Below are 24,223 nucleotides of genomic sequence, written 5' to 3'. Positions count from 1 at the left end.
AGCATGAATAACGAATTTGCAGATATCGCAACACCAACATTGACTCTGGATCCTTTTAAGGAGACGAGACAGGAGGTTGTGGAAATAAAGAAAGAACAATCAATTGCAGAAGAAGATGTACTGTCAGCGGAAGAAAAGCAGGCAGTAGCAAAGTTTGCAGAGCAGATTGATCTGACCAATTCACAGATGATATTGCAGTATGGGGCGGGAACACAGAAGAAGATGGCGGATTTTTCTGAAACTGCTCTGGAAAATGTAAAAACTAAAGATATGGGGGAAATTGGTAATCTGCTTTCTGGTGTTGTGAAAGAATTGAAAGATTTCGACGAAGAAGAGGAAAAAGGATTTCTTGGATTTTTCAAAAAAGGATCCAATAAGATCAGCGCAATGAAGGCGAAATATGCGAAAGCAGAAACGAACATCAATGAAATCTGTAAGGTTCTGGAGAATCATCAGGTACAGTTATTGAAGGATGTTGCGATTTTGGACAAAATGTATGAGCTGAATCTGACATATTTTAAAGAATTGACAATGTACATTATGGCGGGGAAGAAAAAGCTGGAAGAAGTGCGTGCCGCGAAACTGGCGGAACTGACTATGAGAGCACAACAGAGCGGACTGGCGGAGGACGCACAGGCAGCACGGGACTTGGATTCTATGTGCGGCAGATTCGAGAAAAAAATTCATGACCTTGAACTGACACGCCAGATTTCTATACAGACTGCACCGCAGATTCGTCTTGTGCAGAACAACGATACGATGATGGTAGAGAAAATTCAGTCCACTATAGTGAATACAATTCCGCTCTGGAAGAGTCAGATGGTGCTTGCTCTGGGCGTGGAGCATTCTGCACAGGCGGCTGCGGCACAGCGTGAAGTGACAGATATGACCAATGAATTGCTGAAGAAGAATGCGGAGAAGCTTAAGATGGCAACACTGGATACTGCGAGGGAATCTGAGCGGGGTATAGTAGATATGGAGACATTGAAGGCGACAAATGAATCGCTGATCTCAACACTGGATGAAGTGATGCATATTCAGCAGGAAGGCAGAGAAAAGCGCCGTGCGGCAGAGGCTGAGATGGTAAAATTGGAAAATGATCTGAAGCAGAAGTTATTACAGATTCATGGGTAATAAAAGTCAAAAAGGGGCGATCGGGAAATAATCATTTCCGACTGCCCCTTTTCCAGTTGGCGTCATATTTTATAAAAGACGATAAATCAGAATCGCAATGAGGATGCCGACGATACTTGCAATGGAAATTTTAATCGAAAGTCCGAATGTTATTAAGAGCACTCCCAGATTTAAGACGATCGGGGCGTCTAGTCCGAACGACTGACCGTAAGAAAGCCAGCTAAGCCAGGAAATGCCTTCTGCCAGCATGCCTATAAATCCGCCTAAAACGATTCCTGATAAAATGAGTAAGAATAATGCCCAGGCATTTTTTCTTCCTGTTCCCTTCATATGTAAACCTCCTTGTAATTACTTTTTGTATTTTAAATACTGTGAAATCCTTTTCCGATAATCTCGCTTGTGTTGGAAATTAAAATAAATGCTTCCGGTTCATTTGCTTTGATAAAGTTACGAAGCTTTACCGCCTGCGGCCGGTTCAGGGCTGTAAAGATAATATACTTGTCTTTTCCGGAAAATGCGCCCTGTGCCTGACAGACTGTGGCGCTTCTCCCAAGTTCATGAGTGATAAAATCACAAATTGGGTCAGGATGGTCGCACACTACGTTGAAATATTTGGAGAGATTAAAACTCTCGATGAAGTTATCAATCATAAAGGAACGGATCGCAAGACCGAGGAAAGAGTACAGTCCGGTTTCGATATCAAATACAAAACAGCCTGCAACTGTAATTACAATGTCAGTGATCAGAAGGGCTTTCCCAATATCGAAACTAGAATATTTCTTCAGGATCATGGCCATGATATCCGTGCCACCGCTGGAGGAACCGATATTAAACAGAATTGCGCTTCCGAGCGCCGGCAGTGCGATCGCAAAACAAAGCTCCAGCATCGGCTGGTCGGTCAGTGGACTGCTCATCGGACAGAGACGCTCCAATGCGGAAAGGGCAACAGACAGCAGAATACTGCAATAAGCTGTCTTTGCGGCAAACTTTGTACCGAGGATAATGAATCCCAGAACCAGAAGCAGCATGTTTGTAACAAAAGTAAAGTCGCCGGCGGACATGAATCCGGTTTTTGCGATCAGTACAGCGAGACCTGTAATGCCTCCAAAGGTGAAGTTGTTGGTAAATTTGAAAAAATAAATGCCGGCAGCCATAACCAAAGTACTGAAAGTAAGCGCCGAAAAGTGTTTTAATTTCTCTTTCATTCGCAGAGCCTCCGTGAAAATTCTCCTCAAAAAGGCATTTTAGTAATTTCGTAAAGATTATAACAGGTTTTATTTGAAATAGCTAGTACAGCAAATCATAAATAGTTACTGTTCACACCCTGTGGGTGCTCCAGTAACAGTATCCAGCCCATTTTAAGTCGCCTTCGGCGAGGGGCTGGATATATCGCGTCATCACTTCACTGGTCGGACACCTTGCAGCGCAGTGCAAGATGCCGTGTGAACAGTAACCATAAATAACCGTCCGTGTAATGACTTAGTTTGGATTCTTCCGAAATTCACTGGGTTTTTTACCTGTTTTTTTCTCGAACAATTTACTGAAATATTTGGGATCTTTATAGTGTAACTGTTCTGCAATTTCATATACCAGCAAATCTGTAGTCAGAAGCATTTTCTTGGCTGCATTGATCTTTACTTGTGTGATATAGTCTAGATATAGCTGCCCTGTTTGCTTTTTAAATGTCTGGCTTAGATAAATCGGTGAGATGTAAAATACCCGGGCAATATTCATTAATGATAAATCTTCCAGATAATTTTCATTGATATAATTTTCTACTCTTTGGATTAATTCCGTCGGTTTCGCAATTTCGACATCACGATTGTTATTAATCAGGCTGTAAACCATATTTTCTGTATATTTTTCCAGTTCTTCTGCTGTCTGGATCGTGGAAATCTGTGTCATAAAATTAGAATCATCGTAAGAGACGCCCGGAAATGTCTGCAATTCTGACAAATATTGGATGCACGTCATAATCAGGTTCAGCGTATTAATATGGATTCCTAAAACAGGCATTTTTGATACTGTTGTCATATATCGGAAAATCTTCTGTATTGCACCGGAAATACTTGCAAAGTTTGACTGCAGCAGACTTTGCCGGTAGGTATTCCAAAGTTCTTCCGGAATTGTCTGGATAAAATGTGCATTTTGCAGAGTGCTGTCAAATGGATTGACAGAATTTGCGCCGCGGATAATCTTAAAGGAAAGTGCGTGTAATGCCTGCTGGCAGGAAAGCGGAAGCATTCGTACCTGTGTGTCAAGTTTTCCGATCCCGATACATAAATCGGCTTTCCAGCAGGCTGTAATCTGTGTGTGGAGCTGCTGGATATCTTTATGTGTTTCGGCAGCAGTACAATTTTCGGAAAATGTAAACAGACACATATAGGTATTGTTACCATAGTAAAACAGTAAATAATTGCAGCCGAAGGCATCCAATTGTTCTGTCAGCACATCACGCAGCAGTGAAATGTTATCAGATGATGAGGTTTGAAAAGAGACTGCGAGATAATGTTCCCCTTTCGGAAATTGCAGTGCATAATCTGACAGCGAATGATAAAAGTCTTCGTCTGTTTCAAAATAAGAGTTGGAGATATCCCGTAAAAATTCATCTGCTGCCAGTATATGGAGCTGCTGATTCAGATCATCAAGCTGTGTCATCGCAGCATCCGAAGCAGCTTCGGAATCAATGCAAAGTTTTACTTTTTCCAAAGCCTGGATTAATTCCTCTTCTATAACTGGTTTCAGAAGATATTCCTGTACCCCGTAAGAGATACACTGCTGGGCATAAGAAAAATCGGAATATCCGCTTAATACAATATATTTACAGCGATATATATCATGAGCCTGACTGATCATTTCAACACCGCTCATGTTCGGCATTTGTATATCTGATATAACAAGATCAGGCGATAATGTCTGAATCAGATGCAGGCCTTCAGCGCCATCAGAAGCGCAGCCGACAATCTCAAAACCATAGGAAGCCCAGTTGATCAGAATCTGCAGTCCCTGCAGGATGATCGGTTCATCATCTACGAGTATTACGCGGTAGGTTTTCATAACATTTTCCCTTTCTTATGTATTCGACAACATTTTATTCCGGATCAGGTACTTTTTCAAGTGTATAATTTTGGGGAATGCAAAATTCCACGATAGTACCCCGGGGAATATTTTCATATAACTGAAGCGTATATTTTTCACCGTATTCCAGACGGATACGGTCAGAAATATTTACGATACCGATGCTGTTGTGTCCAATGGCGCGGTCTGGCATATCAAGGTGATTTAAGTTTTTGTGTATTCGTTCCAGATTCTCAGGTTCAATGCCCACACCGTTATCAATTACTTGAATGATTAAGTCAGAACCGTCTTCCAGAGCACGGATTTGAATTTCCTCATCTCCGAATGTACGCGAAAATCCATGTTTGACCGCATTTTCTACAAGCGGCTGCAAGGTCAGTTTGATAATGGAGCATTCCAGAAACTTTTCAGGCACAAGGCTTGTGAATTTATAACGATTGTTAAAGCGTGTGTTTTGAATTGTTAAATAAGTTTCAACGTGTTCAAGTTCGTCTCTGATCTTTACGATATTACTAGTGCGGTCTAATGTGATGCGGAACAGTTTGGCAAGTGTCTGTACCATAAGAGCGACTTCTTTATCATTATTAATCAGTGCTTTCATACGGATGATCTCAAGTGTGTTATGTAAAAAATGCGGGCTGATCTGGTTTTGCAATGCTTCCAATTGTGCCTGTTTTGTAGCAAGCTGGTGCTGGTATACACGATCTAACAGATATTCGGTTTGTTTAGCCATGAAGTTAAAGCTTGCACAAAGATCGCCGATTTCATCACTTGAGGTAACAGGTATCCGAATTGAGTAATTACCGGATGCAAATTCATTCGCGGCATCTCTCAACACTTTAAGGGGCTGAACCAGTCTGCGTGTAAAGTAAGCAGACAGAAGGATGATAATACCGATCAGCAAAAGCATCAGCACAGCGACAGTCCGCTTGAAATCCAAAGTGCTTTTGAAAAGCTGGTTTTTATTGATGACAACGGTGGAAGTTAAAAGACCGGAGCCATTAGAAAAACATAGATTTTTATCGGATTCTTCTTTTGTAATTAAAAATTCAGTATATGAAGGATTATTTAGATTTTCAACAACAAAATTTTCAGAAGTATCTGCCACAATTTGATTTTCTTTGTTGGTAATTACGATTCGTGCACCGCTTTCTAAAAGTGACGGGTTAATATTGATTGCTTTTAAAAGGTCCTGGCATGTCATGGTAAGAACAATGCAGCCGATTTTTTGGCGGTCATTAGTATATAGAAAACGGGTAAGGGTGAATACAGGTTCCTTGTTCTGCTGAAAATTAACCAACAAATAAAAGGGAATATGTGCAGCAGAAAGATGCAGGTTAGGATTTGACTGATCAGAGAAATCCGAACGAGTCATTTCAAAAAAAGCCTCTTTATCTTGAATTCTATTAGATGGACCGCTGTACACCATTCCATTTATTCCGGCGAAGGTGACATTCCGAATGCTTGGCTGCTGGGTCATTAGTTTTAAAATTTCTGTTTCCAAGTATTGTGTATTATGATAGTTGCTTATTTTATCATGATCTTCGGGCTGCGTTAACATATCACATAGTTGAGGATCGAGAGTTAATACTTTTGTCATTCGGTCCATTTCACCGATATAGCGGTCAATGTTTGAAGAAAGCTGTTCAACAAACAGATTGATATAGGACAGGGTATTTGTTTCTATATTAGATGAGGAAGTGGAACTTAATACAAGTGTGGAAATCAGGAAGGGCAATATAACCAGCATTAGATAACTGAAGAATAATTTTGTTGCGAGGCTGTTTTTTTTTATTATCCACATAAAATATTTCCCCCTTTGCACATAATTTTTTCACATTTTCAAAAAAAATTATAGCATTTATAATAAGACCATGCAATAAAGAGAACAAATATAAAGAGCAGACGAGGAGGAAATGATATGAAAAAAAGAATTGCATTGTTACTGGCCCTTTCTATGTCATTAGGGCTGACAGCCTGCGGCGGAGAGGAAAAAAGTGAACCAGAAAGTAAAAAGAATGGCGAATCCGCTGACAAAATTGAGCTGACTATGTGGGCAAGAGCCAGTTCCGCAGAAAACAATCAGACAATTACAATGGATGAGTTTAACGAATCTCAGGATAAAATTCATGTAACAGTAGAGTGCTATGGGGATAATTACGAGGAAGTTTTGAAGCTGGCAAGTCAGAGCAAAGAATTACCGGATATTTTTGAAATCAGCGGTCTGGGGAATCCGCTTTCTTATATGGAGGCAGGTCTGGCGGCACCGATGAACGATTATATTACAGAAGATCTGGAAGCAGAGTTCAATCCGTCTGCATTTACGAAATATAATATTGACGGACAGGTATATGCGATTCCGCATATGACAAGATATATCCGTGCGTATTATAACAGAGACCTGTTTGAGAAGGCAGGGCTGAACCCGGATGAGTTCCCGGCAACTCTGGAAGAAATGTATGATGCTGCGAAGGCGATCACAGAAGCAGGCGACGGAGAATTTTATGGTTTCGGACTTCCGATAAAAACAGGATCTACATGGGAAAGAAATGTTGATGATATTGCAATTCTTTCCGGCTTGACAGGACCGTATGGTTTTGATTTTACAACAGGACAGTTTGACTTTGCAAAGCAGAAACCGATTATTGAATATTTTGCAAAGATGTATAAAGAGGGACTGGTAATGCCGGGAGCAGAATCCTTGGATATTGAAGTGATCCGCGCAAACTTTATTGCAAATAAGATTGGTATTTACTTTGACGGAAGTTGGATGGTAAATGGATATAACAATGAGATTGAAGGCGGTGATGTAACGAATTGGGATGTGGCAGCAGTTCCGGTGTTCGAAGGGACTGAGAGAGCCAAGGATTATCTGATGCTTGAAAGCGGACATTGCATTGCATCTACAAGCGAGCATCCGGCAGAAGCATTTGAAGCAATTAATTATTTGCTTCACAATGTATATTCAGCGCCGGCAAGAAAGGATGCGTCCATGGTAGCACCTTCTTTGTCACTGCTTGACAGCGTAAATGAAGAAATTAACGCAAAAGAAGAAGTAAAGGCACTTAAGGGAAGTGTCGGACTGACTACAGGTACAGAAGAATTGTCATCCTTTGTTGTAACTCCGCATACTATGCTGACACTGGAAGGAGACGACAGAGATACAGTTTACCCACTTTTGATCATCAACAGTGAAGAAGTGGATATTGACGCTGAGTTATCTAAACTTTCAGAAACGTACAATAGTGCATTATCAAATGCATTGGATGAAGGACTCTTAGAAGAGGCAGATCTGAAACCGGAAGGGTTTGATTATTATACAAGATAGACCATAGAATGTATCAGGGAGAGGGAGGTGTCCTCTCCCTGATACATGGAAGCTGAAAAGAGTAAAATAAATGAGAGAGCAGGAGGGATAGTGATGAATAAAGCGGTAACAAGCAGAAACCGGAAGCGGGCACAGCATATTCAAATGTTTTTGATGCTTTTGCCGATGCTGGTTTTATTTTTTTTATTTTGTGCATATCCGTTAATTGAGTCTGTATACTTAAGTTTTATGAAATATAACGGATTTACAGATCCGGTATATATCGGTCTGGACAATTATTTTCGTATGTTTCGTGACGGAAGCTGGTGGAATGCAGTTCTGAATACATTTCAGCTTACGGTTATGGCATATGTGATACAGATTCCTCTTTCTTTGCTTCTGGCGGTACTTGTAAACAGCAAGATTAAAGGACAGAATTTCTTTCGTACGATCATTTTTTTACCTAATGTAACGAGTACGGCGATCATCGGTATTATTTTTTTCTTTATGTTTTCTTCTTATAACGGAATTGTAAATGGGATATTGATCAATACAGGATTAATTAACCGTCCGGTTGAGTGGCTGGGTAATGTATTTAGTGCAAAAGTCATCATTATTCTGTTGAATACATGGAGTCAAGTCGGATATTTGATGATTTTGTTTCTGGCTGCGATCCAGAAGATACCGGCGGAATTATATGAAAGTGCTACACTTGACGGCGCTTCAAAATGGCAGCAGTTTAAAAATATTACGTTCCCGATGCTGGGGCAGATGTTCCAGGTAATTTCGATGATGTGTATTTTGAATGGCTTCCAGTTGTTTGATTCAGTAAAGGTTTTAACAGGAGGCGGTCCCGGAAACCGGACGTCTGTTATGGCATTGTACATATATGATTACTTCTTTAACAGTACGGGGGCACAACAGGGATATGCATCGGCAGTCAGTGTATGTGCAACATTTATTACAGCAGCGGTTGGCGCAATTTATTTCTTGCTTACAAGTAAGAAATTCGGAAGCGATGAAGGGAGATGAGTGTCATGCGGAAAAATAAAGTTACAGCCGGAAGGCTGGGTAGCTATGTTGTATTAATTTTAGTGGCTGTGTTTTGTGCATTTCCTTTGATTTATGCATTCTTTGGATCCTTTAAGAGCAGTGTGGAGTTCTTAAATGGAGGATCTAATATTCTTCCGGAAGTATGGGACTTTTCCAGTTATACAAAGGCATGGGAAGAAGCGAATTTTGCACAGTATACGATCAATAGTCTGGTGATTTCCGGGGTGACAGTTGTTTTGACGCTGGTGGTTGGCTCTATGGCGGCATATGTGCTGGCAAGGACAACGTTCCGTGCAAAACCGGCGCTTGTGGCAGTATTGGGACTGGTTATGTTCATTCCGAATGTGGTGTTGATCTTTCCTATTTTTAATATGTGCCAGCGGCTGCATCTGATGGGAAATATCTGGAGTATTATCATTACACAGACAGCATCCGGGCTTCCGTTTCTCGTCATGCTGATGCAATCCTATATGGTGAGTATCAGTAAAGAGATTGATGAAGCGGCAGAGATGGATGGATGTAGCTTTTTTAGGAAATTTTATCTGATAATTTTACCTTTGAGCAAACCGATTCTGGCGACAGTCGCATTGTTTGCATTCAAAAATGCATGGAACAGTTATTTGCTTCCGTTGGCATTGTCCTTGTCAAAACCGGAAATCCAGCCGCTGACAGTTGGGGTTATTGCTTTGAAAGATATGGGAGAAGGCATTTCAGCCTGGAATATTATGATCGCAGGAAGTGTTTTGTCTATTTTCCCGATGGTAATCGTATATTTGTTTATGAACCGTTATTTTGTTGAGGGATTGACGGCAGGCTCTGTGAAAGGATGAGATGAGTTACATGAATCGGGCAGAAAGTGTAAAAAAAGGGGATTTTTATTGGAACAATGTACGTGATTTGCCTCAGGACTGGACCAGAGGGGCATTTCACGGAAATGGTGTCCTGGGAAGTATGATTTATTTTGTAAACAGGGATGGAGTATGGTATCTGCATATGGAACTGGGATGCAATAAAGTATATGACAGAAGACCATCCCGAGATTTCTGGATGGCAAAGCAGTTTGATAATCCACGGCTTCCGATCGGATATATGGAGTACCCCGTTCCAATGTTAGGGGGAGAGGATATTGGTTGTGTGGAATTTGAAATGCATACAGATATTTATCTTGGGCGGACTGATCTTCTTCTGAGGAAACGGCAAAAGGGTGGTGTTATTTCGGAAATTTCATGCCGGTTTTATATATGTGCCGAACAGCCGGTTATTGTGATAGAACAGAAATCGGGAGAGGTACAAAACTGGCGCTTTACTCCGCGTGAAGCGGTCAGTCCGCGTCAAAGCTTTGGAATAGAAAAGAAGGAAGAATTTCGGGTGGACCAGAATTACCAGAAGAATGAATTGCCAAAAGTAACCATACAAGATGTGGACGGAGTTGTTTCGGAAGTGATAAGTGAACAACAACTGGCAAATGACTATCGTACGGTTACTGTCTGCCAGTATGATATAAATGAAAATAAGCTTTTTGTGACCATTGACCAGAAACAAAATCTACATCCAGAAGAAGTCAGAGATGTATTACGGAGAGAAAAAAATACAGAATATAAAAATGCACATCAAGAATGGTGGAAGCGTTATTATGAGCTGAGTGGTTTAGAGATTCCTGACAAAAGGTTACAGGCTTTTTATTGGAGACAGATGTACAAATTGGGCAGTACGCTTCATCGTGACAGTCCGGTGCTGGATAATCAGGGAGTATGGCTTAGTACAACTCCGTGGCCGGGAACATGGTGGAACTTAAATGTACAGCTTAGTTACTGGCCGCTTTATACATCCGGGCGATTGGAACAGGCTGATTCCCTGAATCGTCATCTGGCAAAATATCAGGATGACCTGATTGAAAATGTAGCGCCGGAATACCGTTATGATTCCAGCGCAATGGGGACAAATACAACTTATAATCTGAAATCAAAAGCAGCAGATCCGCGTATTGATAATGGGGCGCAGTTTGTAGAGCTGGGTAATCTGACATGGACGCTGCATGATTGCTGGTTGTATTACCGGATGACATTGGATAAGGAGATGCTGCAGCAGCTTTTATATCCGCTGCTGCGAAGAAGTATTAATTATTATCTGCATTTTATATGGAAAGGCAGAGATGGGAAATGGCATTTGCCTCCAACGGATTCACCAGAATATGGCGAAAGGTGTGAAGACTGCAATTATGACTTAAGCCTATTACGCTGGGGATGTAAAACTCTGCTGGAGATTGTGAAGATTCTGGATGTGTCAGATGAAAAAGAGGATATCTGGCAAGATGTATGCAGGGAACTTGCAGCATATCCGGAAGACGAAACAGGATATATGATCGGAAAAGGGGTGCCTTACGCAAAAACACACCGGCATTTTTCTCATTTGATGATGCACGTTCCATTGTATCTGGTAAATAGAGAAAATAGTGATTCGTGGGACTTGCTCGAAAAGTCAATTCGTCATTGGTTTTCTTATAAGGGAGATATTCTTGGGTTCTCTTATGTGGGGGCGTCATTGATGTATAGTGCATATCAAAGAGGAACAGAAGCATTGGAATATATCCAGCGTCTGCTGGATGGTCATATCACAGAGAACTCCATGTATCAGGAGGCAGGACCGGTAATTGAAACTCCGCTTGCAGCGGCAGAATGCATCCAGCAGCTTTTGTTACAGAGCTGGGGCGGTAAGATCCGTGTATTCCCGGCGATGCCAAAAGAATGGAAAGAAGCATCGTTCGACAGGTTCTCTGCACAGGGCGGATTCCGGGTTTCTGCGGTGTATGAGAACGGCAGAACGAGCCGGATTGAGATTGAAAGTCTGGCAGGTGAGCCGTGTGTGGTAGAAACAGACATGAGGAGGGTGCGGATCCGGTATCAGGGCACAAGGACTGAGGAGAGAACTATTGACCGGTATTGTGAGATCACGCTTGCCCGTGGGGAGTCGGTCATATTGGAGAATACGGAACATGAAAAAGATTCAGGAAAATAAATGCATGCAGTTACGTTATCTTTTCGGTACAATCTCCAGCCAGTATCCGTCCGGATCTTCAATAAAATAAATACCCATAGCCGGATTTTCAAAACATACACAGTTCATTTCCTTGTGCTTTGCAAGGGCACCGTCATAATCATCAACTGTAAATGCCAGATGGATTTCATTGTCACCTAACTCATAAGGACGATCCATGTCTCGCAGCCATGTAAGCTCTAACAGATGCGGCGTTACACCATCACCGAGATAAACAAGCCTGAAACTGCCGTCAGATGCGTCTTTTGTACGTGTGACGGTCAGTCCGAGAGCTTCTTTATAAAAAGCCAGAGACTTATCCAGATCATATACATTTAGATTGTTATGTGCAAAGGTAAAGTTCATAATTTAGTTCTCCTTCTTGAAAATCATAATGTGAATAATTTGGTAAAGATTATATCAGATTCTTTTTCAAATGACCAGTAGTATGACAGGAATATTTACAGCACGATATTTACATTGTTACTGTTCACAGCCTGCTGCTGTGAACAGTAACTTTACATTCAGTGCAGTAAATGTGCAGACCCGTGTGAACGTAACCTTGACAATTTGGTTTTTATCGGGTAAAATCTCAAGGAATCAAAAGAATATAACAAAGAGGCGTTGAACAAGATTAGTACATGCAGAAACCGGCACAGAGAGGGATCGATTGGTGGGAATATCCTGCGGGGAACAGATGGAACCGGCTTGGGAGCTTTTGTATGAAAATACAGCGTAGAACCGGCGTTAACGGTGTAAGAGAGAATCACAGCAATGTGGTTAATTAGGGTGGTACCGCCGGATTTTTCGGTCCCTTTTTGAGGGAGCGGATTCCGGCGGTTTTCTAATTCTTGTGAAATATAATTGTTCCGCTTAGGGAGGCTCCTGAATTTGATACAGAAATACTTATATATGAAAGAAAGGAAAAGAACGATGGCAAAAGAAAAGAAATTAGTAGAATCCATTACCGCACGCGATGTGGATTTCGCACAGTGGTATACAGATGTTGTGCGCGAGGCGAAGCTCTGTGATTATTCAGGAGTAAAGGGATGTCTGAACTATCTGCCTAACGGGTATGCGATCTGGGAAAATATCCAGAAAAACCTGGATGCACGTTTTAAAGAAACGGGTGTGGAAAATGTCTACCTTCCGGTGTTGATCCCGGAAGCGCTGCTTCAGAAAGAAAAAGATCATATTGAAGGATTTGCGCCGGAGGTTGCATGGGTAACACAGGGAGGGACAGAGCCGCTGCAGGAGAGATTCTGTATCCGTCCGACATCAGAGACATTGTTCTGTGATGTATGGAGCAAGACCGTACAGTCTTATCGTGATCTGCCGAAGGTATGGAATCAGTGGTGTTCTGTACTGCGCTGGGAGAAGACGACAAGACCGTTCCTTCGTTCCAGAGAGTTCTTGTGGCAGGAGGGACATACCATTCATGCAACTTATGAAGAAGCAGAAGAAAGAACACTGCTGATGCGTGATGTGTATAAAGATTTTGTAGAGCAGGAGCTTGCGATTCCGCTTGTGACAGGCAAAAAGACACCGAGTGAAAAATTTGCGGGAGCACAGGATACTTATACGATTGAAGCATTGATGCACGACGGCAAGGCGCTGCAGTCCGGCACAAGTCATTTCTTCGGAAATGGATTTGCAGATGCATATGGTATCAGTTATTCAGATAAGGAAAATAAGCTTCACAGCGTATATGAGACTTCATGGGGACTGTCTACCCGTATCATAGGGGCAATCATTATGGTACATGGCGATGACAGCGGTCTGGTGCTTCCGCCTCATATAGCACCTGTACAGGTTCGTGTGATTCCGGTCGCACAGCACAAAGAAGGCGTGCTGGATAAGGCACAGGAACTGCTGGCGGCATTGAAGGCAGCAGGCTACCGTGCGGCAATTGATGATTCTGAGAAGAGCCCGGGATGGAAGTTCAGTGAGCAGGAAATGCTCGGAATTCCGGCACGTATTGAAATCGGTCCGAAGGATATCGAGAACGGACAGGTTGTTGTAGTACGCCGTGACACAAGAGAAAAGATTGTCGTTCCGATCGACGAAGTGACAACAAAACTCTCTGAAATTCTGGAGACTGTACAGACTTCTCTGTTCGACAAAGCAAAGGCATTTTTGGATTCTCATATCCACACAGCAGACAATATGGATAAGATGAAAGAAACTGCTGAAAATGAGACAGGATTTATTAAAGCGATGTGGTGCGGAGATGAAGCTTGTGAAGAAGCGATTAAAGAACAGACTGGCGGCGTGACCTCCAGATGTATTCCAAAAGAGCAGGAGCAGATTTCTGATGTATGTGTATGCTGCGGAAAACCGGCAAAACACATGGTATACTGGGGCAAGGCATATTAAAAAAAATATAAATAAAATCCCTTGACTTTCCAATAAAAACGTAATAAACTAATTTAGCGTGCATAGGAATACGTTATATTTTTGTGCGCGGATATAACAAGCTCTTATTGAATAGATTTTCATTCAGTAAGACAAAGATAATAACTATATTATCTGCAACCCCTCAGGCCATACCGGCAGAGGTAACGAATATCATAGGAGGTGAAAAGAATGCCAACATTTAACCAGTTAGTTAGAAAAGGACGTCAGACTTCTGAAAAGAAATCTACAGCACCGGCTCTTCAGAAGGGTTATAACTCTTTGAAGAAACGTGCGACTGATGTATCTGCACCGCAGAAGAGAGGTGTTTGTACAGCAGTTAAGACAGCTACACCGAAGAAGCCTAACTCAGCTCTGAGAAAGATCGCCAGAGTTCGTCTGTCTAACGGAATCGAAGTAACAAGCTACATCCCGGGTGAGGGACACAACCTTCAGGAGCATAGCGTTGTTATGATCCGTGGAGGAAGAGTTAAGGACCTGCCAGGTACAAGATACCACATCATTCGTGGTACACTGGATACAGCAGGTGTTGCTAAGAGAAGACAGGCTCGTTCTAAGTACGGCGCTAAGAGACCGAAAGACGCTAAATAAATCCAGAGCACTTAGTGAATGCAAGCTGTTAAGCGCAGCATGAAGTTAGTGCGAGGATTGTTCTTCGGAGCTTAGCGAGGTGGTTTCGAGCTTAGTAAGAAGAACTGCCTTAGTAAGAATTAGCAAAAACAAGTAACTAATATGTTAAATCGTATCACAAACAGAACTATGAATCGTATCTGACAATGCATTTTGCATGTCAGGTAAAGGTTGCGGATTTTAATCATAAGTCCCGCGGCCGCGACACATTCCATAGAGGACACATGTGAGTACCGATGAATTAATCCCGGAGAAAATCCGGAAAATATGATTAAGGAGGGAAGGACCGTGCCACGTAAAGGACATACTCAGAAAAGAGATGTATTAGCGGATCCAATATACAACAATAAAGTTGTTACCAAACTTATCAACAATATCATGCTTGATGGTAAGAAGGGTGTAGCACAGAAGATTGTATACGGAGCATTTGAAAGAGTTGAGGCAAAGGCTGACAAGCCGGCCATCGAAGTGTTCGAGGAAGCAATGAACAACATCATGCCTGTACTGGAAGTTAAGGCAAGACGTATCGGTGGAGCAACTTACCAGGTACCGATCGAGGTTAGAGCTGAAAGAAGACAGGCTCTGGCGCTTCGCTGGATGACCATGTTTTCCCGTAAAAGAGGCGAGAAGACAATGGAAGAAAGACTGGCAAATGAAATCCTGGATGCAGCTAACAACACAGGAGCATCTGTGAAGAGAAAAGAAGATATGCATAAGATGGCAGAGGCTAATAAGGCATTTGCTCATTATAGATTCTAACAGGAGGCAATAATGGCTGGAAGAGATTATCCATTAGAGAGAACCAGAAATATTGGTATTATGGCTCATATCGATGCAGGTAAGACTACGACAACAGAGCGTATTCTGTACTATACCGGTATCAACCATAAGATCGGTGATACTCATGAAGGTACTGCTACTATGGACTGGATGGCTCAGGAGCAGGAAAGAGGTATCACAATTACTTCAGCAGCTACAACATGTCACTGGACATTGCAGGAAAATTGCAAGCCGAAGGCCGGTGCGCTTGAGCACCGTATCAATATTATTGATACCCCGGGACACGTTGACTTTACAGTTGAGGTAGAGCGTTCACTTCGTGTACTGGACGGAGCGGTAGGTGTGTTCTGTGCCAAGGGTGGAGTAGAGCCTCAGTCAGAAAATGTATGGCGTCAAGCTGACACATACAATGTACCGAGAATGGCATTTATCAACAAGATGGACATTCTGGGCGCTAACTTCTACGGAGCAGTAGAACAGATTAAATCAAGATTAGGAAAGAATGCGATCTGTATTCAGCTTCCGATCGGAAAAGAAGAAGATTTCAAAGGGGTTATCGACCTGTTTGAAATGAAATCCTACATCTATAATGATGATAAGGGTGATGACATTTCTATTACCGATATTTCGGAAGAGATGCAGGATGAAGCAGAATTATATCGTACAGAGCTGGTAGAGAAGATCTGCGAGCTGGATGACGATCTGATGATGGCTTATCTGGAAGGCGAGGAGCCGTCCACTGATGAACTGAAAGCAGCTTTGAGAAAAGCAACTTGTGAGTGTACAGCAGTTCCGGTTTGCTGCGGAACAGCATACAAGAACAAGGGCGTTCAGAAATTGTTGGATGCCGTTATCGAGTTTATGCCGTCACCGGTTGACGTACCGGCTATCCAGGGCGTTGACATGGATGGCAACGAAGTAGAGAGACACTCTTCTGATGAAGAGCCGTTCTCCGCACTGGCATTTAAGATCATGACAGACCCATTCGTAGGTAAGCTTGCTTACTTCCGTGTATATTCAGGAACAATGAACTCCGGTTCTTATGTACTGAATGCAACAAAGGGCAAGAAGGAGCGTGTTGGACGTATTCTTCAGATGCATGCAAATAAGAGACAGGAACTTGACAAGGTATACTCAGGAGATATCGCGGCAGCGATCGGATTTAAGTTCACAACAACAGGTGATACGATCTGTGATGAACAGCATCCGGTAATCCTTGAGTCTATGGAGTTCCCGGAGCCGGTTATCGAGCTTGCTATCGAGCCAAAGACAAAGGCTTCCCAGGGAAAACTTGGAGAATCTCTTGCGAAACTTGCAGAAGAGGATCCGACATTCCGCGCTCATACAGATCAGGAGACTGGTCAGACAATTATCGCAGGTATGGGAGAGCTTCATCTTGAGATTATCGTAGACAGACTTCTTCGTGAGTTCAAGGTAGAGGCAAATGTAGGCGCGCCGCAGGTTGCTTACAAAGAATCCTTTACAAAAGCAGTTGATGTTGACAGCAAGTATGCTAAACAGTCCGGCGGACGCGGACAGTATGGACACTGTAAAGTGAAGTTTGAGCCTACAGACGTCAATGGCGAGCAGACATTCTTCTTCGAGTCTACAGTAGTAGGAGGCGCGATTCCGAAGGAATACATCCCGAAAGTCGGAGAAGGTATTGAAGAGGCTATGAAGTCCGGTATCCTTGGAGGATTCCCGGTTGTAGGTATCAAAGCAAATGTATATGATGGTTCCTACCATGAAGTCGATTCTTCAGAAATGGCATTCCACATTGCAGGTTCCATGGCGTTTAAAGATGCTATGAAACAGGCAGCTCCGGCACTGCTTGAGCCTATTATGAAGGTTGAAGTAACAATGCCGGAAGAGTATATGGGAGATGTTATCGGCGATATCAACTCTCGCCGCGGCCGTATCGAAGGTATGGACGACCTTGGCGGCGGTAAGATCGTACGCGCATACGTTCCGTTGTCCGAGATGTTCGGATATTCTACAGACCTTCGTTCCAGAACACAGGGACGTGGTAACTACTCAATGTTCTTCGAGAAGTATGAGCCAGTACCGAAGTCTGTACAGGAAAAGGTATTATCTGCGAAAAACGACTAATTGACCGAGCTGAAAGCGAGGGATACTTCTTGTCCGCAGGGCAAGAAGGGGATGAAAGAAAAGAATAACACAAAATTCAAAATTTAAAGAATTGTAATAAAAGTGCTTGAAAATCGGCTGATTTTGAAATATAATCAAAGTTAGCCGAGCTAAAGCGAAACTAAATAAAACCTGGAGAACAGGTGCTAGTATTAAGGAGGATATTCAAAATGGCTAAAGCTAAATTTGAAAGAAGCAAACCACATTGTAATATTGGTACAATCGGACACGTTGACCATGGTAAAACAACTCTGACAGCAGCTATTACAAAGGTTCTGTCTGAGAGAGTTGCAGGTAATGATGCAGTAGATTTCGAGAACATTGATAAAGCTCCGGAAGAGAGAGAGCGTGGTATCACAATCTCTACAGCTCACGTTGAGTATGAGACAGACAACCGTCACTACGCACACGTTGACTGCCCGGGACATGCTGACTACGTTAAGAACATGATCACTGGTGCTGCACAGATGGATGGAGCTATCCTTGTTGTAGCTGCAACTGATGGTGTTATGGCTCAGACAAAGGAGCATATCCTTCTGTCTCGTCAGGTTAACGTTCCGTATATCGTTGTATTCTTGAACAAATGTGATATGGTTGACGATGAAGAGCTTATCGAGCTTGTAGAAATGGAAGTAACAGAAGTTCTGGAAGAGTATGATTTCACAGACTGCCCGATCATCAAGGGATCTGCTCTGAAAGCTCTGGAAGATCCTCAGGGTGAGTGGGGAGATAAGATCATGGAACTTATGTCTACAGTTGATGAGTACATTCCAGATCCGGAACGTGACACAGATAAGCCGTTCCTGATGCCTGTAGAGGACGTATTCTCTATCACAGGTCGTGGTACAGTTGCTACTGGTAGAGTAGAGCGTGGTACACTTCATGTATCTGACGAAGTAGAGATCATTGGTATCCATGAGGATATTAAGAAGACAGTTGTAACTGGTATCGAGATGTTCCGTAAGCTTCTTGATGAGGCTCAGGCTGGAGATAATATCGGAGCTCTGCTTCGTGGTGTTCAGAGAACTGAGATCGAAAGAGGACAGGTTCTGATCAAACCAGGTACAGTACAGTGCCACAAAAAGTTTACATGTCAGGTTTACGTTCTGACAAAAGACGAGGGTGGACGTCATACACCGTTCTTCAACAACTACCGTCCGCAGTTCTACTTCAGAACAACAGACGTAACAGGTGTTTGTGATCTGCCGGAAGGTATCGAGATGTGCATGCCTGGAGATAACGTAGAGATGACAGTTGAACTGATTCATCCGGTAGCTATGGAAGAAGGACTTCGTTTCGCTATTCGTGAAGGTGGACGTACAGTAGGTTCAGGTACAGTAGCTAAGATTGTTGAGTAATCTGTAATCACGTATTATACTAAATAAATATTAAGCCTTGGAGACTTCGGTTTCCAGGGCTTTTTATGATTTTCAAAAGTTTATAAAAATATATTTTTCTGTCACACAGGCAAGAGAGCGTTGTCTAATTAAGTAGGAGGTAAAAATCTATGAATAAAAAAACGAATGAAGAATTACAGGCTTTAGTCAACAAAGCCACAGCAGGGGATAAAAAAGCCCTTGAAACCCTTGTTATAGGTGTGCGGGAAATTGTATTCAATTTATCCCTGCGGATGCTCGGTACATTTTCGGATGCAGAGGATGCCACACAGGACATTTTGCTGAAAATGATTACACATTTGTCATCTTTTAGAGGTGACAGCTCATTTACAACATGGTTATTTAGCATTGCAACTAATCATTTGAGAAATTACAAGAAGCATATGTTTGCTCATTATCCGTTGAGTTTTGAGTATTATGGGGATGATATAGAAAACGGAAAAATACATGATGTGCCAGATTTAACGCAGAATGTGGAAAAGGATATTCTGGCGGAGGAACTGAAAATGTCCTGCACTAATGTGATGCTGCAATGTCTTGATATGGAAAGCAGATGCATTTTTATATTGGGTACAATGTTTAAGGTTGACAGCCGTATTGCAGGAGATATTTTGGGAATGACCCCAGAAGCTTACCGCCAGCGGCTTTCCCGCATACGCAAAAAAATGGCTGAATTTCTTGGAAAGTATTGCGGAGAGTATGGAAGCGGCAGATGCAAGTGCAAAGACAGAGTGAATTATGCAATACAAAGTCACAGAATAAATCCGTTACAACTAGATTACACAGCAGCCGCAGAAATTTCTGTCCAAACTTTGCTTAATGTAAAAAGAGCTATGGAAGATATTGACGACTTATCACAGAATTTCTCTTTTTATAAGTATTACCAGTCTCCTGAACGCACGAAGCATCTGATACAGGAATTGTTAGATTCCACGCAGTTTTCCATTATTCAGAATTCGTAAAGGAGAAAATAGATTATGAATACACAGAAAATCTTAGATTACTTATCGGCATTGGGCATGAATAATAACCGTGATTGGTATCATGCTAAGAAAGAAGATTATAAAAAAGCAAATGCTGAGTTTGAAGAACTATTACAGATGTTAATTTTGGAAATCGGAAAGTTTGATAGCAGCATTTTACATAACAATCCAAAAGACCTTACTTTTAAAGTTGTAAGGGATACACGTTTCAGCCATGATAAATCACCCTATAATCCTGCATTCCGTGCCCATATTTCCTCCAAGGGTAAGCTGCCTGTCCCTGTTGGATATTATCTTATGATAAAGCCCGATAATCAATCCTTTTTGGGCGGCGGATTATTTGCAGATATGTTTAAAGATGCAACAACAATGATACGGGCTTATATTGCCCAGAATGGCGAAGAATGGGAAAAGATTACCCATAAGCCAGAGTTTCAAAAATATTTCACTGTACAGGGAAGGGCATTAAAGAATGTTCCTGCGGGATATGAGAAAGAACATCCGCAAGCGGAATATTTAAAATTTAAGAGTTGGTATCTGGAATACCGGATAAAGGATGAAGAATTTATCGATGCAGAGACATTTCTTGCAAAGGCAGCAGAGATTTTCAGAATCATGAAACCTTTTAATGACTATCTGAACAAGGCACTAGCAGGTTTTCAGATGCCGACAAGGTAACAAAATATTCAAATTAAGGTTAATAGCAAATTTATATAAAAAAAGATAATGGTTATTAATCGACTTAATGGAAGCCGCAAAGAACTGCGGCTTCTTGATATTCTTTATAAAATGGAGTATAGTAAAAATGATGATTTTCAATGTTAAAAAGAGGAGGAAACGAAATGAAAAAGATGATACGAGTAAAAAGGATTATGGCAGTTTTGACTGGCGCAGTTCTGTTTGCAGCAGCATTTACAGGGTGCAGCAAGAAAGCAGAGATTGACCCGGTAAAGGTTATGCAGGCAGTTATGGATGCAGAACTGAAAGGTGATGTTGACGAGTATGTAAAGTTATCTGGTGAAGAGAAAGAAGATGTTCTGGAGGAATATGATGAACTTCTGGATGATTTTGCGGAGGGGCTGGCCCAGGAATTTGAAGCAGTAGGAGCAATAATAGCTGATCAGAATGAGCTAAAAGATCTGGCAAAGAAAATGCTTGCTTCGGCAAAATATGAAGTGCGTGATGCAGAAAAAGATGAGGATGATAATTATACAGTAAATATTGCTATTTATCCGTCCGATTTAATAGGTGCAACGATGCAGACAGCAGTAAAGATGATTTTGGAGAATCCGGAGGGCGGTGCAGATTTCGGTACTGAACTTGGCAATCTGATAATAGATGCATTTAACGAAGGAATTGAAAAGCAGACATACGGGGAGGAAGTGGTATATCCCGTCCGGCTGATACATGACGAGGACTATCAATATGAACCAGACAGAGGTGATTTAGAGGCGATCGGTTCTGGCTTATATACAATTCCGGAGGAATTGGTTGTTGCATCCGGCAAGGATTACGGTAACACATATTTGAACTGGCTGAAGGAAGACTGGCAGACGGCATCAGATGATGAGAAGATGAACTGTTGTCTGGCGATGATGCAGAAAATGTTTGGATTCAGTGATGAACAGATGGCAATGATTGATAAAGCAGACCCAGCTTTACAGGAAGGGACTCAAATGATGATGGTCGGAATCGAAGAAATGTATGATGGCGGTCTTAATTTGAGTGTTGGTGATTTTACAGAATATATGATGTCTCTGGGAATGGACTTTACAGAGTAAAATCAGGGCATGCAAGAAGGATAGTGCATAAGAGTACTTGAAAGGAGAGCGGATATGGCAGGATTTTCTTATTATACACCTACAAATGTTGTATTCGGAAAAGATACAGAATTGCAGACAGGGGCGCTTGTAAAAGCACAGGGGGCAAAGAAAGTATTGCTCCATTATGGCGGCGGAAGTGTTGTACGGAGCGGCTTGCTGGACAGAGTCAAAGGAGCGCTTGATGCAGAAGGGATTTCATTTACGGAGCTTGGAGGAGTCGTGCCTAATCCCAGACTATCGCTTGTATACGAAGGAATTGAACTGGCAAAGCGGGAACATGTAGATTTTATTCTTGCCGTGGGCGGCGGAAGTGCATTGGATTCTGCTAAAGCAATTGGATATGGTGTGGCAAATGGAGGCGATGTATGGGACTTTTATGCTGGAAAGAGAATAGCCGGCGGATGTCTTCCGGTGGGAGTTGTTCTTACCATTGCTGCAACAGGAAGTGAAATGAGTGATTCTTCTGTCATTACGAAAGAGGACGGATGGATAAAAAGAGGATACAGCAGTAATTATGGACGTCCGGTATTTGCGGTGATGAATCCGGAACTGACAATGACATTGCCGGATTATCAGACTTTTTGCGGATGTGCGGATATTTTGATGCATACAATGGAACGCTATTTTACAAACGGCGATCAGATGGAAATTACGGATAGTATAGCAGAAGCATTGATGAGAACTGTAATGAAGAAAGCGTTGATCCTTGTAAATGAACCGGATAACTACGATGCCAGGGCAGAGATTATGTGGGCGGGCAGTTTATCCCATAATGGATTGACAGGCTGTGGAAGCAGTGAGCGGGATTTTGCAACACATGGGCTTGAGCATGAGGTCGGCGGAATGTTTGATGTTGCACATGGAGCGGGATTGACAGCACTTTGGGGAAGCTGGGCAAGATATGTATATAAAAACTGTCTGCATCGTTTCTATCGATTTGCGGTAAATGTTATGGGAATTAAAGCGCTGGAGAGACTGCCGGAGGGATTTGCCGGAGGAAAGATAACACCGGAGAATTTAGCTGACCATGACAGAGAAAGAGCAGAAGCTGTCTGTTTAAATGGAATCGAAGCAATGGAACAGTTTTTCCATGCAATCCACATGCCGGTGACAATGAAGGAACTGGGGATTGAACCGCTGGAAGAACAGATTGCAGAAATGGCAAGAAAATGCAGCGCTGCCAGCGGTGGAAAGAAAGGATCTGCAAGAGTGCTTTTGGAAGCAGATATGAAAAAAATTTACGAAATGGCACGATAACGGTTTTGTACTTGGTTTAAGGTGTAAAAGGAAGCCTGTTAAAGAGATAATTGTAGAAGGAGAGCGGATAAATGAAACGTTTTTTAGACTGCGCGGCATCAGATTTTGAAAATATGAGTAAAGAAGAGCTGTTGAAAGCAATTGCGTCAAGTGAAGGAAGAGTGCTTGTATGCGAGACGATCGGAGCTCTTCAGCCTATGCTGGGAGATGTGACCAATGCAGAGTTTGCAGCAGCAATGGGGGCAGATATCATTTTGTTGAATATGTTTGATGTAGACGATCCTGTGATTCACGGTCTGCCGCAGACAGAAGCTTCAGATGTCATCCGCAAGATCAAGAAATTAACAGGAAGACCAGTAGGTATTAATTTGGAACCGTTGGAACAAGGTAAAGACAGCAGTGTTGAGACAAATGAAATGTGGCGGCTTACAAAGGGACGCGCCGCCACTCTTGATAATGCAAAAAAGGCAGTAGAGATGGGGATCGATTTTATTGTTCTTACAGGAAATCCGGGAATCGGAGTGACCAATGCGGCTATCACAGATACATTGAAGCTATATAAGGAACACTTGGGAGAACAGGCGGCGCTGATTGCGGGCAAAATGCATGCGTCCGGGATTTTATCCGAATCTGGAGAAAAGATTCTGACAGAAGCAGATGTACGGGCATTTTCAGAAGCAGGAGCAGACATTATTCTTATGCCGGCGCCGGGAACTGTACCCGGAATTAAGATGGAATATGTCCGCAGTCTGGTGGTCTGTGCACATGAGCTAGGGAAGATGACTATGACTGCAATAGGCACTTCACAGGAAGGGGCTGATACAGATACTATCAAAGAGATTGCATTGATGTGTAAGATGACAGGTATGGATCTGCATCATCTTGGGGATGCAGGATACGGCGGCATGGCGCTGCCGGAAAATATCCTTGAATATGGAAAAGTGATCCGGGGAATCCGCCACACCTATCACCGAATGGCAGTTTCCATCCGAAGATAGGGGAATTGCGTTCCCTGCCGCAAAACTAAAAAATGTTTCACACAGTATTTTCTTCCGCATATATTGATATAGGAGTAACAGTGCAGCAGAAGGCTGAACGGTTACATATAGGAGTGAATGAAGGGAGAAAGTTATGCCATATTCAATTATGCTCGACGCGGGGCATGGAGGAACACAGTTGCGCAAG

General features: G+C 42.4%; 20 protein-coding genes and 1 other annotated feature. Of the genes, 15 read left to right on the top strand and 5 right to left on the bottom strand.

Annotated features, from left to right (window positions below; translation table 11 throughout):
* The first annotated feature begins 3 nt into the window (after positions 1 to 3).
* Complete coding sequence (locus tag NFS18_RS03660; RefSeq protein WP_251388046.1) at positions 4 to 1,134, top strand: toxic anion resistance protein; 1,131 nt, start codon at positions 4 to 6, stop codon at positions 1,132 to 1,134.
* Positions 1,135 to 1,203: 69 nt separating this feature from the next.
* On the opposite strand, the gene NFS18_RS03655 is transcribed toward NFS18_RS03660, so the two are convergent.
* The 4 genes from NFS18_RS03655 to NFS18_RS03640 all read right to left on the bottom strand — a co-directional run bounded on the left by NFS18_RS03655 (position 1,204) and on the right by NFS18_RS03640 (position 6,016).
* Positions 1,204 to 1,464, bottom strand: a complete 261-nt coding sequence (locus NFS18_RS03655) for a DUF4321 domain-containing protein (RefSeq protein WP_251388045.1) — start codon at positions 1,462 to 1,464, stop codon at positions 1,204 to 1,206.
* 32 nt (positions 1,465 to 1,496) lie between these two features.
* On the bottom strand, positions 1,497 to 2,339 hold the full coding sequence (locus NFS18_RS03650; protein WP_251388043.1) for a YitT family protein: 843 nt from the start codon (positions 2,337 to 2,339) through the stop codon (positions 1,497 to 1,499).
* 274 nt (positions 2,340 to 2,613) lie between these two features.
* Positions 2,614 to 4,191: a response regulator transcription factor gene (locus NFS18_RS03645; RefSeq protein WP_251388041.1), complete on the bottom strand. Its 1,578-nt coding sequence runs from the start codon at positions 4,189 to 4,191 to the stop codon at positions 2,614 to 2,616.
* A 34-nt stretch (positions 4,192 to 4,225) separates the two neighbouring features.
* Positions 4,226 to 6,016: a cache domain-containing sensor histidine kinase gene (locus tag NFS18_RS03640; protein ID WP_251388039.1), complete on the bottom strand. Its 1,791-nt coding sequence runs from the start codon at positions 6,014 to 6,016 to the stop codon at positions 4,226 to 4,228.
* A 117-nt stretch (positions 6,017 to 6,133) separates the two neighbouring features.
* Here NFS18_RS03640 and NFS18_RS03635 point away from each other — a divergent pair, with 117 nt between their 5' ends.
* From NFS18_RS03635 to NFS18_RS03620, 4 genes are all read left to right on the top strand, one after another.
* Positions 6,134 to 7,540: an ABC transporter substrate-binding protein gene (locus NFS18_RS03635; protein ID WP_251388038.1), complete on the top strand. Its 1,407-nt coding sequence runs from the start codon at positions 6,134 to 6,136 to the stop codon at positions 7,538 to 7,540.
* 93 nt (positions 7,541 to 7,633) lie between these two features.
* Positions 7,634 to 8,551 carry a carbohydrate ABC transporter permease gene (locus NFS18_RS03630; RefSeq protein WP_251388036.1) on the top strand — a complete coding sequence of 306 codons (918 nt, stop codon included), beginning with the start codon at positions 7,634 to 7,636 and terminating at the stop codon, positions 8,549 to 8,551.
* Between the two features lie 5 nt (positions 8,552 to 8,556).
* The gene (locus NFS18_RS03625) at positions 8,557 to 9,402 is read left to right on the top strand and encodes a carbohydrate ABC transporter permease (RefSeq protein WP_251388034.1); all 846 of its coding nucleotides are present in this window, start codon (positions 8,557 to 8,559) and stop codon (positions 9,400 to 9,402) included.
* A gap of 10 nt (positions 9,403 to 9,412) precedes the next feature.
* The gene (locus tag NFS18_RS03620; RefSeq protein ID WP_251388032.1) at positions 9,413 to 11,587 is read left to right on the top strand and encodes a glycosyl hydrolase family 95 catalytic domain-containing protein; all 2,175 of its coding nucleotides are present in this window, start codon (positions 9,413 to 9,415) and stop codon (positions 11,585 to 11,587) included.
* Between the two features lie 15 nt (positions 11,588 to 11,602).
* On the opposite strand, the gene NFS18_RS03615 is transcribed toward NFS18_RS03620, so the two are convergent.
* The gene (locus NFS18_RS03615) at positions 11,603 to 11,971 is read right to left on the bottom strand and encodes a VOC family protein (RefSeq protein ID WP_251388030.1); all 369 of its coding nucleotides are present in this window, start codon (positions 11,969 to 11,971) and stop codon (positions 11,603 to 11,605) included.
* A gap of 249 nt (positions 11,972 to 12,220) precedes the next feature.
* Positions 12,221 to 12,424, top strand: a binding site (T-box leader).
* Between the two features lie 114 nt (positions 12,425 to 12,538).
* On the opposite strand from NFS18_RS03615, the gene proS reads away from it, so the two are divergent.
* The 10 genes from proS to NFS18_RS03565 all read left to right on the top strand — a co-directional run bounded on the left by proS (position 12,539) and on the right by NFS18_RS03565 (position 24,036).
* Entirely contained in the window at positions 12,539 to 13,981 is a 1,443-nt protein-coding gene (proS, locus tag NFS18_RS03610) for a proline--tRNA ligase (protein ID WP_251388239.1), read from the top strand.
* A gap of 210 nt (positions 13,982 to 14,191) precedes the next feature.
* Complete coding sequence (rpsL, locus tag NFS18_RS03605) at positions 14,192 to 14,611, top strand: 30S ribosomal protein S12 (protein WP_004847546.1); 420 nt, start codon at positions 14,192 to 14,194, stop codon at positions 14,609 to 14,611.
* A 327-nt stretch (positions 14,612 to 14,938) separates the two neighbouring features.
* Positions 14,939 to 15,409: a 30S ribosomal protein S7 gene (rpsG, locus tag NFS18_RS03600; RefSeq protein ID WP_251388028.1), complete on the top strand. Its 471-nt coding sequence runs from the start codon at positions 14,939 to 14,941 to the stop codon at positions 15,407 to 15,409.
* A 12-nt stretch (positions 15,410 to 15,421) separates the two neighbouring features.
* A complete protein-coding gene (gene fusA, locus NFS18_RS03595) occupies positions 15,422 to 17,539 on the top strand; it encodes an elongation factor G (protein WP_251388026.1) in 2,118 nt (705 codons plus the stop codon).
* Positions 17,540 to 17,748: 209 nt separating this feature from the next.
* Positions 17,749 to 18,936, top strand: a complete 1,188-nt coding sequence (gene tuf / locus NFS18_RS03590) for an elongation factor Tu (RefSeq protein ID WP_251388024.1) — start codon at positions 17,749 to 17,751, stop codon at positions 18,934 to 18,936.
* Between the two features lie 149 nt (positions 18,937 to 19,085).
* The gene (locus NFS18_RS03585; RefSeq protein ID WP_251388022.1) at positions 19,086 to 19,937 is read left to right on the top strand and encodes an RNA polymerase sigma factor; all 852 of its coding nucleotides are present in this window, start codon (positions 19,086 to 19,088) and stop codon (positions 19,935 to 19,937) included.
* 15 nt (positions 19,938 to 19,952) lie between these two features.
* Positions 19,953 to 20,636, top strand: coding sequence for a DUF2461 domain-containing protein (locus tag NFS18_RS03580; RefSeq protein WP_251388020.1), 684 nt, complete (start codon positions 19,953 to 19,955; stop codon positions 20,634 to 20,636).
* A 164-nt stretch (positions 20,637 to 20,800) separates the two neighbouring features.
* Entirely contained in the window at positions 20,801 to 21,739 is a 939-nt protein-coding gene (locus NFS18_RS03575) for a hypothetical protein (protein WP_251388019.1), read from the top strand.
* A 54-nt stretch (positions 21,740 to 21,793) separates the two neighbouring features.
* Positions 21,794 to 23,038, top strand: a complete 1,245-nt coding sequence (locus NFS18_RS03570; protein WP_251388017.1) for an iron-containing alcohol dehydrogenase — start codon at positions 21,794 to 21,796, stop codon at positions 23,036 to 23,038.
* A 71-nt stretch (positions 23,039 to 23,109) separates the two neighbouring features.
* On the top strand, positions 23,110 to 24,036 hold the full coding sequence (locus NFS18_RS03565; protein ID WP_251388016.1) for a DUF7916 family protein: 927 nt from the start codon (positions 23,110 to 23,112) through the stop codon (positions 24,034 to 24,036).
* Positions 24,037 to 24,223 lie beyond the last annotated feature (187 nt).

The sequence above is a fragment of the Mediterraneibacter agrestimuris genome, from assembly GCF_943193195.1.
Classification (GTDB): Bacteria; Bacillota; Clostridia; order Lachnospirales; family Lachnospiraceae; genus Schaedlerella; species Schaedlerella agrestimuris.
The sequence above is the reverse complement of the archived record's forward strand: the minus strand, read 5'-3'. Positions and strand labels throughout refer to the sequence as shown.